16 protein-coding genes are annotated in these 13,505 nt (G+C 57.7%); 6 read left to right on the top strand and 10 right to left on the bottom strand.

The genetic code is table 11. The features are described 5' to 3' along the window. The first annotated feature begins 16 nt into the window (after window positions 1–16). On the top strand, window positions 17–1,072 hold the full coding sequence (mltG, locus tag HH303_RS07245; protein WP_319637338.1) for an endolytic transglycosylase MltG: 1,056 nt from the start codon (window positions 17–19) through the stop codon (window positions 1,070–1,072). 97 nt (window positions 1,073–1,169) lie between these two features. After that, complete coding sequence (locus HH303_RS07240; protein WP_169624561.1) at window positions 1,170–2,384, top strand: class I SAM-dependent methyltransferase; 1,215 nt, start codon at window positions 1,170–1,172, stop codon at window positions 2,382–2,384. Window positions 2,385–2,405: 21 nt separating this feature from the next. Here HH303_RS07240 and HH303_RS07235 read toward each other — a convergent pair whose 3' ends face one another. After that, window positions 2,406–3,224 (bottom strand): alpha/beta fold hydrolase, encoded by an 819-nt coding sequence (locus HH303_RS07235; RefSeq protein WP_169624560.1) that lies wholly within the window; start codon window positions 3,222–3,224, stop codon window positions 2,406–2,408. Window positions 3,225–3,285: 61 nt separating this feature from the next. On the opposite strand from HH303_RS07235, the gene HH303_RS07230 reads away from it, so the two are divergent. Continuing rightward, complete coding sequence (locus tag HH303_RS07230) at window positions 3,286–3,585, top strand: ArsR/SmtB family transcription factor (RefSeq protein ID WP_227421616.1); 300 nt, start codon at window positions 3,286–3,288, stop codon at window positions 3,583–3,585. A gap of 21 nt (window positions 3,586–3,606) precedes the next feature. Here HH303_RS07230 and HH303_RS07225 read toward each other — a convergent pair whose 3' ends face one another. The 3 genes from HH303_RS07225 to HH303_RS07215 all read right to left on the bottom strand — a co-directional run bounded on the left by HH303_RS07225 (window position 3,607) and on the right by HH303_RS07215 (window position 6,686). Further along, on the bottom strand, window positions 3,607–4,857 hold the full coding sequence (locus HH303_RS07225; protein ID WP_169624558.1) for a M24 family metallopeptidase: 1,251 nt from the start codon (window positions 4,855–4,857) through the stop codon (window positions 3,607–3,609). A 77-nt stretch (window positions 4,858–4,934) separates the two neighbouring features. Further along, window positions 4,935–5,648 (bottom strand): GGDEF domain-containing protein, encoded by a 714-nt coding sequence (locus tag HH303_RS07220; RefSeq protein ID WP_227421615.1) that lies wholly within the window; start codon window positions 5,646–5,648, stop codon window positions 4,935–4,937. A gap of 153 nt (window positions 5,649–5,801) precedes the next feature. Further along, window positions 5,802–6,686, bottom strand: coding sequence for an alpha/beta fold hydrolase (locus tag HH303_RS07215; protein ID WP_169624557.1), 885 nt, complete (start codon window positions 6,684–6,686; stop codon window positions 5,802–5,804). A gap of 106 nt (window positions 6,687–6,792) precedes the next feature. Between HH303_RS07215 and HH303_RS07210 the strand changes: the two genes are divergently transcribed. Further along, on the top strand, window positions 6,793–7,347 hold the full coding sequence (locus tag HH303_RS07210) for a CGNR zinc finger domain-containing protein (protein WP_169624556.1): 555 nt from the start codon (window positions 6,793–6,795) through the stop codon (window positions 7,345–7,347). 93 nt (window positions 7,348–7,440) lie between these two features. On the opposite strand, the gene HH303_RS07205 is transcribed toward HH303_RS07210, so the two are convergent. The 4 genes from HH303_RS07205 to HH303_RS07190 all read right to left on the bottom strand — a co-directional run bounded on the left by HH303_RS07205 (window position 7,441) and on the right by HH303_RS07190 (window position 10,984). Continuing rightward, complete coding sequence (locus tag HH303_RS07205; protein WP_169624555.1) at window positions 7,441–8,106, bottom strand: glutathione S-transferase family protein; 666 nt, start codon at window positions 8,104–8,106, stop codon at window positions 7,441–7,443. Between the two features lies 1 nt (window position 8,107). Beyond that, the gene (locus HH303_RS07200) at window positions 8,108–9,073 is read right to left on the bottom strand and encodes a 2-hydroxyacid dehydrogenase (RefSeq protein WP_169624554.1); all 966 of its coding nucleotides are present in this window, start codon (window positions 9,071–9,073) and stop codon (window positions 8,108–8,110) included. A 74-nt stretch (window positions 9,074–9,147) separates the two neighbouring features. Continuing rightward, entirely contained in the window at window positions 9,148–9,870 is a 723-nt protein-coding gene (locus tag HH303_RS07195) for a hypothetical protein (protein WP_169624553.1), read from the bottom strand. 220 nt (window positions 9,871–10,090) lie between these two features. Continuing rightward, window positions 10,091–10,984, bottom strand: a complete 894-nt coding sequence (locus HH303_RS07190; protein WP_227421614.1) for an IS1 family transposase — start codon at window positions 10,982–10,984, stop codon at window positions 10,091–10,093. 128 nt (window positions 10,985–11,112) lie between these two features. On the opposite strand from HH303_RS07190, the gene HH303_RS07185 reads away from it, so the two are divergent. After that, entirely contained in the window at window positions 11,113–11,778 is a 666-nt protein-coding gene (locus tag HH303_RS07185) for a hypothetical protein (protein WP_169624551.1), read from the top strand. Beyond that, the gene (locus HH303_RS07180; RefSeq protein WP_319637337.1) at window positions 11,739–12,965 is read left to right on the top strand and encodes a helix-turn-helix domain-containing protein; all 1,227 of its coding nucleotides are present in this window, start codon (window positions 11,739–11,741) and stop codon (window positions 12,963–12,965) included. Before HH303_RS07185 ends, HH303_RS07180 begins: the two co-directional genes overlap by 40 nt. On the opposite strand, the gene HH303_RS07175 is transcribed toward HH303_RS07180, so the two are convergent. Together HH303_RS07175 and HH303_RS07170 are read right to left on the bottom strand one after the other, a co-directional pair. Then, window positions 12,943–13,203, bottom strand: a complete 261-nt coding sequence (locus HH303_RS07175; protein ID WP_169624549.1) for an RNA-binding protein — start codon at window positions 13,201–13,203, stop codon at window positions 12,943–12,945. The two genes, HH303_RS07180 and HH303_RS07175, sit on opposite strands and share 23 nt — an antisense overlap. Continuing rightward, on the bottom strand, window positions 13,203–13,439 hold the full coding sequence (locus HH303_RS07170) for a hypothetical protein (RefSeq protein WP_169624548.1): 237 nt from the start codon (window positions 13,437–13,439) through the stop codon (window positions 13,203–13,205). Before HH303_RS07170 ends, HH303_RS07175 begins: the two co-directional genes overlap by 1 nt. Between the last annotated feature and the right edge of the window lie 66 nt (window positions 13,440–13,505).

Genomic DNA, 13,505 nt, shown 5'->3' with positions numbered 1-13,505 from the left:
CCGGGATCTATCGTTCGTGAGCGATCCGGAAACCGACCCGCCGCCGCCGGAAGACGCGCCCGATCAGGGCGCCCGGCGGGCTGGCCGGGTCGTCCGGCGTTTACTGATCCTTTTCTGTATCGTCGTCATGCTGACCGGCGGGGGAGTCTTCGCCCTGTTTCAGTGGGCGCAGAAGGAATACCGCGCACCGGGTCCCCTGGCAGAGCGAACCGTTGTCGTCATCGAACCCGGATCCGGCCTGCAACGGATCGCCCGCCAATTGTCGGAAGCCGGTATCCTCGACCGGCCCGAAGTTTTCATTGCCATGTTGCGCTATACCGGTGAATACCGGGATTTGAAGGCGGGTGAATATGCGTTCGATCCGGCGGTTTCACCGGAAGCGGTGACACGCAAGCTGGTGGACAATGACGTTCTGTCCCATGCGGTGACGATCCCCGAGGGCCTGACGGTCTATGAAATCTTTGATCTCTTGCGTCAGAATACGGACCTGACCGGCGAATTGCCGGACGGCGTGGTGGAGGGAACCCTGCTGCCGGAAACCTATCATTTCAATCGGGGCGAAAGCCGCGCCGATATCGTCCGGCGCATGCAGATTGCCCTGCAGGCGGTGGTTGCGGACTTATGGGAGAACCGGTCGGCGGGCCTGCCATACGCCACCCCGGAAGAAGCCCTGGTCCTTGCCAGTATCGTCGAAAAGGAAACGGGCGTCGCGTTGGAACGGCCGCATATCGCGGGCGTTTTCGTCAATCGTCTGAACAAGGGTATGCGCCTGCAATCCGATCCCACGGTGGTCTATGCCTTGACCAGTGGGCAGGGGCCGTTGGGGCGGGAATTGACGCGTCAGGATTGGAAGGTCGACAATCCCTACAACACCTATCAGAACACCGGTCTGCCGCCGGGACCGATCGCCAATCCCGGCCGGGATGCGATTGCGGCGGCGATGAACCCGATGCCGACGAAAGACCTGTATTTCGTGGCCGATGGGACTGGCGGGCATGCCTTCGCCGAAACCCTGAAACAGCACAACCGGAACGTTGCGGCATGGCGCAAGGCGAAGTCGTCCGGCAATTGATGTAAAATTCTACCACCATCTCTTGTTTTCAAAATTATTTTTGGATTACTCTAAACTACATGCGGTGGGGATTCCGCATTGAGTGGGAGTAGGTGTCGTGCTGTTGGATCGAATCTTGCGGCGGCTGATCAAACGTGGCCGGTTGATCATCGAAGACGCGAAGGGACGCCGTCGTGCCTATGGCGAAACCGGGGGGGATGATGCGCGGGACTTGGTTCTTGTCCTGAAAGAACCGTCCGTCGGTAACCGCATCGCGCTGGACCCGGACCCCGGCCTGGGTGAGGCCTATATGGAAGGCAAGATCGAAATCCGGAATGGCCGGATATACGATTTGCTGGAATTGATTGGGCGCAATATCGACAATGGTCGCAACACGCCGGGTGGTATCAGCCGCACGTTCGGCCATCTGCTGCGCAAGGCGCATCAGATCAATCCAGCTCACCGGGCGCGGAAAAACGTTGCCCATCACTACGACCTTTCCGGGGAATTGTACGATCTGTTTCTGGACAAGGACCGGCAATATTCCTGCGCCTATTTCGATACGGGCAACCTGACCCTGGACGAGGCTCAGGAACGGAAAAAGGCTCATATTGCGCGTAAACTGATGCTGGAGCCTGGAAACCGGGTTCTCGATATCGGTTGCGGCTGGGGCGGCATGGCCTTGACCCTGGCGAGGACGGCGCCGGACGTACAGGTTCTGGGGGTCACGCTGTCGACGGAACAGTTGGGCGTCGCCCGCCGCCGGGCGGAGGAAGCCGGACTGGCCGACCGCGTGAAGTTCGAGCTGATCGATTACCGCAAGGTCGAAGGACAGTTCGACCGCATCGTGTCGGTCGGCATGTTCGAACATGTCGGCGTGCCGCAATATCAAACCTTCTTCGACAAGGTGAATGCGCTGCTGTCGCCCGACGGGGTCGCGGTCCTGCATTCCATCGGACGCAACGAACCGCCGGGAATCACCAGCCCCTTCATCCGCAAATATATCTTCCCCGGCGGGTATATCCCGGCGGTATCGGAGGTTTTGAATCGGGTGGAAAAATCGGGCCTATGGACGACGGATATCGAAATCCTGCGCATCCATTACGCCGAAACGGTGCGGCATTGGCGCATGCGGTTCCTGGATAACTGGGACAAGGCGAAGGCGATCTATGACGAACGGTTCTGCCGTATGTGGGAATTCTATCTGGCCGGGTCGGAAATGGCATTCCGGCACGACGGTCTGATGGTGTTCCAAATCCAGATGGCGAAGCATGTCGAACGGGTGCCGTTGACGCGCGCCTATATGTATCCCGATCCAGGACTAGCGGAATAGAATAATACAGCCCCGTTGCCGTTATCCGGCGGCGATTGCCTTCAGCACCGCGGCGACAATTGCTTCCGGCCGGTCCTCTTGGACGAGGTGCCCCGCGCCGGGAATTGGCGTGCAAGGCAGGTCGGAAATCGCTGCCGCCAGCGTTTCCCCCTTGGCATAGGGAATCCAGTCGTCCTCCACGCCCCAAAGAACGCGAACGGGGCAGTCCAAACGGTTGTACAGGCCCTCGATCTCATCGGTGAATTTCTGGTCCATCTGCGCAATTTGACGATAGAAAGCCGGTTGTCCGACGGGGCCGAGCCACGGTGCGCTATAAATATCCAATGCTTCTTCCGACAGGGGCATATGTGCCGCCGTCTGCAGATAGGCCCGCAGCAATGCGCGATGCATGTAATCCGGCATGCCGGAAAACGCGGCGTCATGCTGCCGCACATGCTGGACCAGGGGCGATCCCCAGGGCGCAAGAGCGACGGCATCGAAAATCGTCAGCGAGGCATACCGTAATCCATTCAGATAATAGGCCCGCAGGGCCGTTGCGCCGCCGAAGTCATGCGCCAGAATGTCGGGGCGTGAGAGGCCCCATTCTTTGAACAAGGCGGCCAGCACCCGGTTCTGGACGGCCAGGGATACGTCCTGTTTCGATCGCATTTCCGACTGTCCGTATCCGACAAGGTCGAAGAAGTAGACGGTCCTTCGGTCGGTCAGATGCGGCACGATCCGCCGCCAGACCTGCGCGGAAAACGGTGTTCCGTGAATGGCGACAAGCGGCGGGCCGTTGCCGATTTTGCCCCAGCGAACGGCATTGCCCTCGATGATCGACGTGTTCGGAAGCTCAAGCATTGCGATCTATCCATATTGTCAATTAGCTAATTAACGATATGATGGGAGTATGGATCGATCAATGCAAATAAAAGCCATGGCCAGCGACACCCGGTTGGAGGTATTGCGTCTCCTGTCGGATCCGGGACGGCATTTCGGTCATCAATGGTCCGCCGACCCCGTGGAATTCGGCGTCTGCATGACAATGATTGCGGAGGCCTTGTCCATTTCACAGCCGACGGTCAGCCGACACCTGGACATTCTGCGGCAGGCAGGCTTCATCACGGTCCGAAAACACCTGAAATGGTCCTACTGCAAACGGGACGACGCTGCGATCCGGGGCTATCTCGATTGGATGGCGAAGGATCTGTCCCTACGCTGATAGGAAGGCGTGCCTGATTGCTTAAAGCCAATCCATTTCGAACGGATAGGTCGATTGCCGTTCGATGCCGGTTTCGGTGATGACGACCTGTTCTTCCAGCTTAACGCCTTCCCGACCGCCTGCGGTACCGATGAAGCTTTCGACGCAGACGACCATGCCCGGTTCGAAAACGCCGTCGTAGCCCTTCAGGTCGAAATCGGCGGCATGCTTGATCGACGGATACTCGTCGGCCAGCCCGACACCGTGCATGCAACTGCTGTAGCGGTTGGACAGGAATTCTTCCGGGATCGCCCATGCCTCGTGTGTCACGTCTCGGAAAGACCGACCCGGCCCCAACAGTGCGATATTGTGTTCGATCTGCTCATAGGCTTTCGAATAAAGGCGGCGTTGTTCGTCATTGGGTTTGTCGCCGCAAATCCAGGCGCGGGAGATATCCGAACAATAGCCGTATGGTCCGATCAGGTCGGTGTCGAAACTCACCATGTCGCCGCGTTCGATCGGTCGCATGGAACATTCGCGAAACCAGGGATTGGTGCGCGGGCCGGACGACAGTAGCCGCGTTTCGATCCATTCCCCGCCCAGGCGGATATTCACTTCATGCAGTTTCGCCCAAAGGGCGTTTTCCGTGATGCCGGGTTCCAGAATCTCCCGCATTTCGCGGATACCCTGTTCGCAGACATCCATGGACGCTTTCATCAGGACCAGTTCTTCCGGTGATTTGATCGATCGCGCGACTTCTGCCAGACCTTCGCCGTCATGCAGGCTGACCTGCCGGTCGCGCAGGGCTTCCGCGCCCATGAGCGACAGGTGGTCGACCGCGATCCGACGGTTGCCGCCGCCGTGTTTCGCCACAAGGTCGGCGATCTGATCGGCGAAGAGTTGGACGCGTTCTTCCCCGCGCGTTCCCGCGGTGAAGAAATAGAAGGCGGGGATAACCCGATATTCGTCGACACCGGGCAGGTCTTCCGCCAGATGCGGGTGGTTCGAGTAGTCGAACAGGACGACCGGTCCTTCGGTGGAAACGAAGACGCAGCGGGCCTCGTAATGGGCGCACCAGACCTGCATATTCGTCGCGTCGGTCGCGTAACGGGTATTGAGCTGGTTGAAGAAAAGACCGCCTGCATAATCCCCGGCTTTCAGGGCGTCGCGCAGCCGGTTCAGGCGATAGCCGCGCAATATGTCCAGATCGACCGGCGCGTCGGAATATTCCATGGCGCCGTGTTGCCGGGCCTGCCGGGCACGTCCGACCGTCGCAATCGAATTCAACCCCATGTCTCTCTCCCCAAAGCCTGGATTGGCTTCGGAAAGAATTCGCCGGTTTTGAAAGGGCGAGTGCTCGGAAAGCGACGCTATCTGACGCAGGACAGCGCGGGCAGGGACTCGCCCCGCGATTTTTTGTTGTCGTACATCGCCCGGTCGGCCCGTGAGAACAGTTCCGTCGGGGTTTCGCCGTTGCCGTAGGGGACAGTGCCGAAACTGGCCCGCAGCGGGATTTCCGTGCCGCGCCAGGGAACCGTCGTCAGGTTCATCATGCGGTCCAGGATTTTGACCCGCCGTTTCGCACCGACGGCATCGGCTTCCGGCAGGATCAGGGCGAATTCATCACCGCCGATCCGGGCGACGATATCCGTGTCACGGGTGTGACGGGTCAGGATGGCGCCGACCGTTTCCAGCACACGGTCGCCCGCCTGATGGCCCATCGTGTCGTTGATCGTCTTGAATTTGTCGAGATCGACCACGACCAACACGCCCTTTTCATCGAAGCGCTGCATTCGTGCCATCGCGGTCTGAAGCGCTTGTTCAAAGCCGCGTCGGTTCAGCAGGCCGGTGACCGGGTCGGTCAGGGCCTGATGTTCCAGCAGCGCGATTTTCTTTTCCGCGGCATGCAGGGCGCGTCGTGCCTCGAACGCGGCGGACAGGGCTTCTTCCAGCAGCCGCTTGAACCCGCGCGCACCAGCATTCTCCATGGACACGTCCTCCATCAGCTTGCTTGTCAGCTCCGCAACTGGATCATCGGGATGGACCGTCGTATCCAACAGATGCGCCAGGATCGCTTCACTCATCTCTCACTCTCCCTCAACGGATCGATGGGGGAGTAAGCGCAAGCTGCGTGCCAGTCCGAATAAGTCCAAGATTCAATGCGTTAGTACACGGGATGCGATTCAGGGCTGGCGATTCCTGCCCAGTTACCCGGAATCCGATTCCGGGTCAGAGGGTTATCGTGGATCTTGCAGAAACCGCATAAGCAAGGGCAACAGTGCCTCGGGGGCTTCTTCGGATAGGAAATGGCCGCAATCGATGGCAATCGATCGAACGTCTTGCGCGAACGAAGCCCAAGCCGGTGCGGGGTCGGTTTGGGTGTAGTACCGTCCATAGGGAACAAGCACAGGGCATTGGATCATGCGGCCCGCGGCAACGTCGTCCCGGTCCGCCGCGATGTCCGGTCCGGCACCGGCTCTATAATCCGCGCAAGCGCCGACCTGAACCGCCGGGTTACGATAGGCGGACAGGTAGCGTTCGCGCGCATCGTCGGCCAGCGGAATATGGGCCCAAGCATCCAAGAAACTCCCAATCAAGATGTCCGATGCACGGGCCAATACCGGTTCGGTTAATGATTTCTCTCGGGCGAGGAACGGCCAGTGAAACGCGGAGATTGCTTTCTCATAGGTCATGCCGTCCCAAACGGCGATTGTGGGAACCGTGTCGAGGCTGACAAGGGCCGCAACCTTTTCCGGCATGTCGAGGGCGATGCGGTATGCGACCCGCGCGCCCCGGTCGTGACCGACAAGCAGAAAGCGGTCCGCCCCGAATTCCGTCATCATTGCGGCCATGGTGCGAGCGACAGACCGTTTGTCATAGGGCGTCCCATCCTCGTTCGATTCCGGTCCCGGACTTTTGCCGTAACCAGGCAGGTCGGGAACGAAAACGTCGAAATGCGCAGACAGGGCCGGTGCAATCATCCGAAATGTGTGTCCGGTCTGCGGAAAACCATGCAGCAACAGTAGCGGTTGTCCGGACCCCGCACGCCGGACATAAAGCGGTCCATGTTCCGTTTCGACAGTCGTGCGCGTGAATTCGATCCAGGGCGTAGCATGGGGCATTTGATGTTTCCTCGTTTGGCACCAGTTAAATAGGTGCCATAGACTAACCAATTGGCACCGATTATACTAGTGCCAATTTTTTGTGAAGGAGGCAGGGATGTCGGACATGGATTTTCATACTGAAACAGGGCGTCCCTCCCTGGACTTGATCGCCACGCTCGGCGACCGGGGCGGCGACGGTTTGGAGAGATTGCCTGACACGGCGGCAGCGACGGCGTGGTTCCGAACCGTGGCGCGCTACCCGATCCCGGAACCGCTGTCGGCACATGATTTATCGGTGGTTCTGGGGCTTCGGAACGCATTGTGCCGCGTGGCGGACACCGTTTTTGCGGGCCGTGTTCCGGCGGCGGAGGATATCGACGTGGTGAACCGATACGCGGCTATTCAGGCTTCGCCGCCGCAATTGGCAAAGGATGGCCGGACCCTAACATCGAACCAGGGAACTACGTTGGAAGCCGCGCTGGGGGAAATAGCCCGGGATGCCGTCGACTTGTTGGCGGGACCGGAACTGGAAAAAATGAAACGCTGCGCGTCGGACGATTGTTCCGTTCTATTCGTCGATCGGTCTCGCCCCGGAAAACGTCGATGGTGCAGTATGTCGCGATGCGGCAACCAGTCAAAGAAGCGGAAGTACAACGCCAAAACGCGAGAATTGCGGTGACACGGCGCGCTCAGAACCGTTCGACCCAGGGCCGCAGACCGGCCCCGCGCCGACGATCAGCGCGGTTTCTTTATGGGGGGGCTCGGCCACGAGTCAGGTTCCGTCGTTTGGTAATCCAGGGTCTGTCGCGTCTAGCGCCGCGCGCACGGGCAAACTTCGCCACCAATGCGCTAGCGCGGGATAGGTGTCGAACAGTGCCGCCCCTTCCGGCGCCTTTATGAAATAATCGATCGTCGGGGCTAAATGACAATCCGCAAGGGTGGCGGTTCGTCCGTCCAGGCACAGTCCTTCCGCCGCGATCCCGTCCAGGACGGATAGGACCTTTGCGGACGCCTTCATTCCAGCCGCAATTTCCGTTTCGTCCGGTGTTCGCCCTTCCGCCGGGCCGAAAACGCGCTGGGCGAAGACCTGACGCACCATCGGCCGATAGCCGTGGCCGTCGATAATCGCAATGACCTGCGCCATGCGGGCGGCCTTGCGCGTGTCGTCCGGCAACAGGGGCGATTTGCCGTCCTCACCACGGAAGGTTTCGCATAGGTAGCGTGTTATCACGGCGGTTTCGTACAGGGCGAAAGTGCCGTGCCGCAGGGCGGGGACATGGCCGAAAGGATGAATGTCCAGCAGGTCTTTCGGCGGGTTCTCGCTGAACGGATCGGCCTCGTGATACGCGTAAGAAATCCTCAATTCCCGCAGCACGATCCGGACGATCCGTGTATAGGAACTGTACCGGTAGCCGAAAAGGGTTAGCGGGGCGGACATCTTACACAACGCGACTGGGCAAGGGGTGTCCGGCGAAATGGGCGGCCAGATTGTCCAGGCAACGGAAGCCCATGGCATTGCGGGTTTCGACGGTCGCCGATCCGATATGTGGCAGCAGGAAGGCGTTCGGCCGGTCCAGATAGCGCGGATCGAATTTCGGTTCGCCGTCGAAGACATCCAGGCCGACGGCAAAGACCTTACCGCTGTCCAGCGCGGCGATCAGGTCGTCATCCACGACGACGGGGCCGCGCGCCGTATTCGCAACCACCGCGCCGTCGGGCAGCAGGGCGATCCGTTCCGCGTTCAACCAATGCCGCGTTTCGTCGGTCAACGGGCAGGTAATGGCCAGAAAATCGCTCTGCCGCAGCATGTCCGCCGCATCCGCGCAGAATGTCGCCCCATGTTCATCGCTGGAATCGAGCTTCCGGCGATTGTGATAAAAGACCGTCATATCGAACCCGGCGGCGCGCTTGGCCACGGCCTGACCGATGCGGCCCATGCCCAGGATGCCCAGCCGCTTACCGCTGAGGTCGACGCCGAGTTGGAAGGTCGGCGACCAGCGCCCCCAACGGCCTTCGCGCAGCGTCGCTTCGGATGCCTGTCCCAGCCGGGCGGCGCCCAGCAGGCACAGAATGGTGATATCCGCCGTTGCCGCCGTCAGGACGTCCGGCGTGTTGGTCACGATCAAGCCGCGCGCCTTCGCGGCATCCAGATCGATATGGTCGCAGCCGACGGAAAAGGTGGCCAGGATTTCCACACTGTCGGGCAGCGCGGCAATGGCGGCGGCATCCATCTTTTCGGTGGGGGTGCAGATCACGCCCTGGCATCCCCGCGCACGGTCTGCCAAAGCCGCCGCATCCAGCGCGTCGTCGGCATCATTGCCAACGGCATCGAATTCGGCCCGGAACCGTGTTTCGACGGCATCCGGCATGAGGCGGGTGGCAAGAACGCGGGGCAGCGTGGGCATGATTCAATTCCTTAACGTCATACGTCGAAGTTAGAGAAACATTTGGTGGTGTCTCAGTTTGAAAATAGGGGCACCTAGAGAATCGCGCCGGAAGGGGGAGCGATATTTTCCCACTTCTCAGCAATGTCGTAACAAACCGCCTTCATCTCATTGAACTTATAAATCGGTTTGACTGGCGCCGTATGAACTTTTCCCGATAGGGCGCAAATCACCCGGCAAAGACCGCGCTCTGGCTTGGCTTCTTCGATAAACGGGGAATCGGTAAAAAAGCCATACATAAACGCAGCCTGGAACCCACCAACATCTTCGTTTAGCGGCGTCCCTTTGGAGTATCTAAACATTATCCCGCCGATTTTTTGCGTGTTCGCTTTCGTCGTGCGATAGCTCAACAGGCTGGGAGTAAAACGAACGATGGTTCCGTTGTACATCGGATTCTCGATTTCCGGCGGCGCAACCAGTTCAAACGATGAAAAATCTATTGTGCTTGAGACGGCGGCAAATGCGTCTACAAAGTCGGCGTTGTAGCCGTGCAGTGTGGCGTCAAACGGAGTATCTGCTATCCGATTTCGTATTTCTTCGGCCTTATCCGCTAAATCGCCAGGGAGGGGATTCCCGTCAAGTAAGTGATCTGTTATTGTTTTCCTAGCAATCTGGTGCTGAAAGGTGCGTGCAAGTGCCTTGTACTTGCATTTCTGGACGATGCTCCGGCGGGCTTGATTGGATGCCCCCATGTAGTCGGCCAGATATTGGAGAGGAATTTCTGGCGAGGGGGCCTCACGATGCGTTTTCTTTTCCATACGAACCTCTGAGAAAGCGATGCAGTACTATAGCGCAACTGTAGATAATGATACGAGTCTAAGAATATCGCCTCTATCCTCAGATCAAGCTCTGTTGGCGGGACCTGAGTATGATGGCGTCGGCGGATATTTTTTATATAGAACCAAGGCATCCGACCCGAACTCAATCGAGGTTCTCGCTCAAATACACACGGACGATGCGGCGTTCCAGTTGAGCCTTTTACTCGGGCTCGGATAAGTTTTTCTTGTACGGTCCACGCGGCCCTGGTTTCGGCGCGCGGGCATCAATTAGCGAAACGATCCACTCCATATCATGAAGCGTATCCGCAACACCCGCCGCCATCGCCGGGGTGACTTTTAGGCTCTTGTGGATGCGCACAAAGTTGTAGTGGACGAAGTACAGGCTGAGCATGTGCAGGTGGTTTTCCAGCTTCTTGCTGAACCCGTTGGTCAGGCGAGTGAACCGGCGCATCCCCATACGCATCGTTAGGTTCTGCCGCTCCACGTAAGACGTGCTGACCGCCTTCATGTCCGGCTTACCTTCCACAACGCGCTTCTTAGTGCCTGTGCATTCGGCTGGGCTGTATTTCTTCTCGTGGCGCTTTCCGTCGGTGCTTTCGCCGTACAGCTTCACAAGCTGGGCGAAATCCACGTCGCCACCGAACGCGCCTTCCACGGCTTCCAGATACGCCTTGTGGCCGTCCGTCGTAAGCTGCACCCGGTTTGCCAGACGAGCCCGCAGGTCGTCCATGAACTCGATAGCGGTAGCCGCAGAACGATCACCGACCTCATAGGCCAGGATCATCTTGCTATCGCTGTCTATCGCTGTCCACGTCCACACGTCTCCCGCACCATCCGGCGCAGCCTTCGCGGTCGCGACGTTCTTTTCCTTAGCATAGCAGAATGACCAGATTTCGTCGCACTGAACGCGCGCGGCTTTCACGTTGCGCACCGCTTCATCGTGATAGGCAGCGCAGGCTTCCCCAGCCTCGACCAGCAGCTTGGTCACGGTGTTGATCGACACTCCGACCGTCCGGCTGATCGACCGCATGGACGAACCCTCCACAAGAAGGTTCAGGATCATCACGCGCTTATGCAGGGGCAATTTGTTCATGTCCCTAATATATGAACTTTTATGCTTACCGTCAAGCATTGTTTAATCGCCAGTCGATATTGACACATAAGACTTTAAGCCATACACTGTTTTCGACGTTTAAGGCAACTTGCTGAAGGGCTTCACGTATGGCCACCGACGAACAGCGGCTACAAGAGCACATCATTGAACAGACCATCGCTCATGTCCCTCGCGGGTTTCTCAACGAAGCCATGGAGCGCATCAGAAGGGCGTATGATGAAGAATACTCCGAGGTTCAACACAGCAAAACGACGCTGGAAGAACAGCGTATATTTAAACTGACCCAGAACCGCTGTTTCAGGGTCGATTGGGATTTTGTTCAGGCTGCAACCGCGCATGGGTTGGCGGCCACAGCAAAATCGTTGCCACTAAACAAATGGCACCACGCCTATGTGACATCTGGGGCGTTTGGGATGACCCAATCATATGTTCAGCGAATAGGCGATCTGCCCCATCCCGCACGATTTAGAGAAGCGCTGGCCGCTTCCGCCCGTTGTCCTCGGCTGCCAATCGACGATGACGCTGAAATCTACGATCTGAAAAAATTCTATGCGCTTTTGGCGCACAATCCTGTTGGTCGAAAATTCCGACAAGAGGAACAGAAGCTCGGATCGCTCATGTTTTGCGTCCCGAGCCACGATATGCGCGCATGGTCGGTTTCGATAAGTGTGCCGGAACTGCTCGCGCTTTATCCAGAAGAGAAAAAGGTTGCGAAGCCTACTCGAGAACCGGCATGGAAGGCTGGCACCGAACGCAAAACGGTAGAAAAATGAGCACGGCAGTTGGATTTACAGGATACCGCCTAACAGAAGCTAGGCGGGCGCGAGGTGTTACGGCCGCTGACTTGGCGAGTATTGTCGAGGTTAGCGTACAGTCGCTTAGCAAGTACGAGAATGGGCATCAGACTCCAAGGCATGACACTGTTGACCGATTGGCCACAGCCTTGGGGTTTCCACGCCAATATTTTTTCCGTCCGCAACCATCTCTCGACCAGAGACCGGTGTTTTGGCGATCAAAGCTTACAGCGCTCACCACAGACCTTGATCGTGCCGCCGTACGCTTGGAATGGTTAAAAGAAACGGTCGACTACCTGGGTGAGTTCTTTGACTTTCCCGCGCTATCTATCCTCGACTTTGATACCCCCAGGGATCCAACTCGTATCAGCACCGATTTCCTTGAAGATGCCGCGTTTCGCGTCAGAGCGGCATGGGGCGTACGCGGTGGTCCGCTACCCGATGTGTTGGAGAAGGTTGAGGAAAGCGGGATTTTGGTTTCACGCATCCATGTTCGTGCCGAGAAGGTCGATGCCTTTTCGCAGTGGTCGGATCGCTTTGGTATCCCGTTCATGATGTTGTCTCGCGACAAGGCAAGTGCAGCGAGACAACGCTTTGATGCATTGCATGAACTAGCCCACATTCTTTTCCATCGTCATGTGACCTTCAAACATCTAAGCGATCGTTCGACATACAAACTTCTGGAAAAGCAGGCTGATACGTTTGCAAGCTTCATGCTGCTTCCAGAACCGGATTTTTTGGATGAACTGTACGCACCGACTTTGGATGGATTCTTGAGTATGAAGGAGCGGTGGGGGGTTTCGGTCGGCGCCATGATAATGCGCTGCAAATCTCTAGATTTGTTAGATGATATTTCTGCGAAGCGCATGTGGATGAACTATACGCGCCGAGGGTGGCGCAAAGGTGAACCTTTTGATGGGAAGATGGAAAAAGAATCTCCGCACCTTATAAGGCGGAGTTTTGAATTGCTGCTGGAAAAAGAGGTGCAAACAGTCTCTGATATCCGTAGTGCGCTACCATTCCCTCTAGAGGACTTAGAAGAACTGGCTGATCTAGAGCCCGGTACGCTAGGAGCTCCGACTCAAAAAAGAGCCGAACCGACCCTAAAATCTGAATTAGAGAATCAACACGGTAACGTCGTATCTATTTTTGACCGGAAGCGGTAGGACTGCCTTTCTTTCCCCACCGCTTTTGAGCGGCCTTTTTGGCAATCTCACGGCGTTGCTCCGGCGTCAGCTTTGCGGCACGCGCTGCGCCGCCCTTTCGACCAAGAGCTTTCGCGGCGGGGTCTTTCCCGTCGTCCTCGATTTCGTCCTCAACCTCGCCCGTGGCGATCTGCGCAATGAGCACAGCATTACCGATCACGTCGGCGGGTCGCTTCTGTCCTCGCGGTCCTTTAGGCATCACTTTACTCCTAATACGGCGAAAATTTGCAGGAGCGTACCAATGACGATGGCCGCGAGCCCGATGTAACCGATCACTTCATACCGTTTGTCGAGTTTTTTGGTTTCAGGTCCGGCTGGAACCACCACGCGTTCGCCGTCATCTGATGAGACGCGGAATGGCATTCCATAGCGGAAAAGAAGCAGAACGCCGGCTAGGTTCAAGATCAGGCCTGTGATGGTCATGCAATCGGCCATTTATCCTCCAATGCTTTCCGCTAAGCATATAGGAAGCCTGGACAGGATGCGATACCCTGTCAACGA

The organism is Pacificispira spongiicola (assembly GCF_012926505.1).
Taxonomy (GTDB): domain Bacteria; phylum Pseudomonadota; class Alphaproteobacteria; order UBA8366; family Aestuariispiraceae; genus Pacificispira; species Pacificispira spongiicola.
This window is presented reverse-complemented; position numbering and strand designations above follow the sequence as displayed.

Excerpts from the sequence above, each read along its gene's own strand:
- HH303_RS07235 (WP_169624560.1), bottom strand. The coding sequence starts at position 3,224 with ATGCTTGAGCTTCCGAACACGTCGATCATCGAGGGCAATGCCGTTCGC.
- HH303_RS07230 (WP_227421616.1), top strand. The coding sequence starts at position 3,286 with ATGCAAATAAAAGCCATGGCCAGCGACACCCGGTTGGAGGTATTGCGT.
- HH303_RS07225 (WP_169624558.1), bottom strand. The coding sequence starts at position 4,857 with ATGGGGTTGAATTCGATTGCGACGGTCGGACGTGCCCGGCAGGCCCGG.
- HH303_RS07220 (WP_227421615.1), bottom strand. The coding sequence starts at position 5,648 with ATGAGTGAAGCGATCCTGGCGCATCTGTTGGATACGACGGTCCATCCC.
- HH303_RS07215 (WP_169624557.1), bottom strand. The coding sequence starts at position 6,686 with ATGCCCCATGCTACGCCCTGGATCGAATTCACGCGCACGACTGTCGAA.
- HH303_RS07210 (WP_169624556.1), top strand. The coding sequence starts at position 6,793 with ATGGATTTTCATACTGAAACAGGGCGTCCCTCCCTGGACTTGATCGCC.
- HH303_RS07205 (WP_169624555.1), bottom strand. The coding sequence starts at position 8,106 with ATGTCCGCCCCGCTAACCCTTTTCGGCTACCGGTACAGTTCCTATACA.
- HH303_RS07200 (WP_169624554.1), bottom strand. The coding sequence starts at position 9,073 with ATGCCCACGCTGCCCCGCGTTCTTGCCACCCGCCTCATGCCGGATGCC.
- HH303_RS07195 (WP_169624553.1), bottom strand. The coding sequence starts at position 9,870 with ATGGAAAAGAAAACGCATCGTGAGGCCCCCTCGCCAGAAATTCCTCTC.
- HH303_RS07190 (WP_227421614.1), bottom strand. The coding sequence starts at position 10,984 with ATGAACAAATTGCCCCTGCATAAGCGCGTGATGATCCTGAACCTTCTT.
- HH303_RS07185 (WP_169624551.1), top strand. The coding sequence starts at position 11,113 with ATGGCCACCGACGAACAGCGGCTACAAGAGCACATCATTGAACAGACC.
- HH303_RS07180 (WP_319637337.1), top strand. The coding sequence starts at position 11,739 with ATGGAAGGCTGGCACCGAACGCAAAACGGTAGAAAAATGAGCACGGCA.
- HH303_RS07175 (WP_169624549.1), bottom strand. The coding sequence starts at position 13,203 with ATGCCTAAAGGACCGCGAGGACAGAAGCGACCCGCCGACGTGATCGGT.
- HH303_RS07170 (WP_169624548.1), bottom strand. The coding sequence starts at position 13,439 with ATGGCCGATTGCATGACCATCACAGGCCTGATCTTGAACCTAGCCGGC.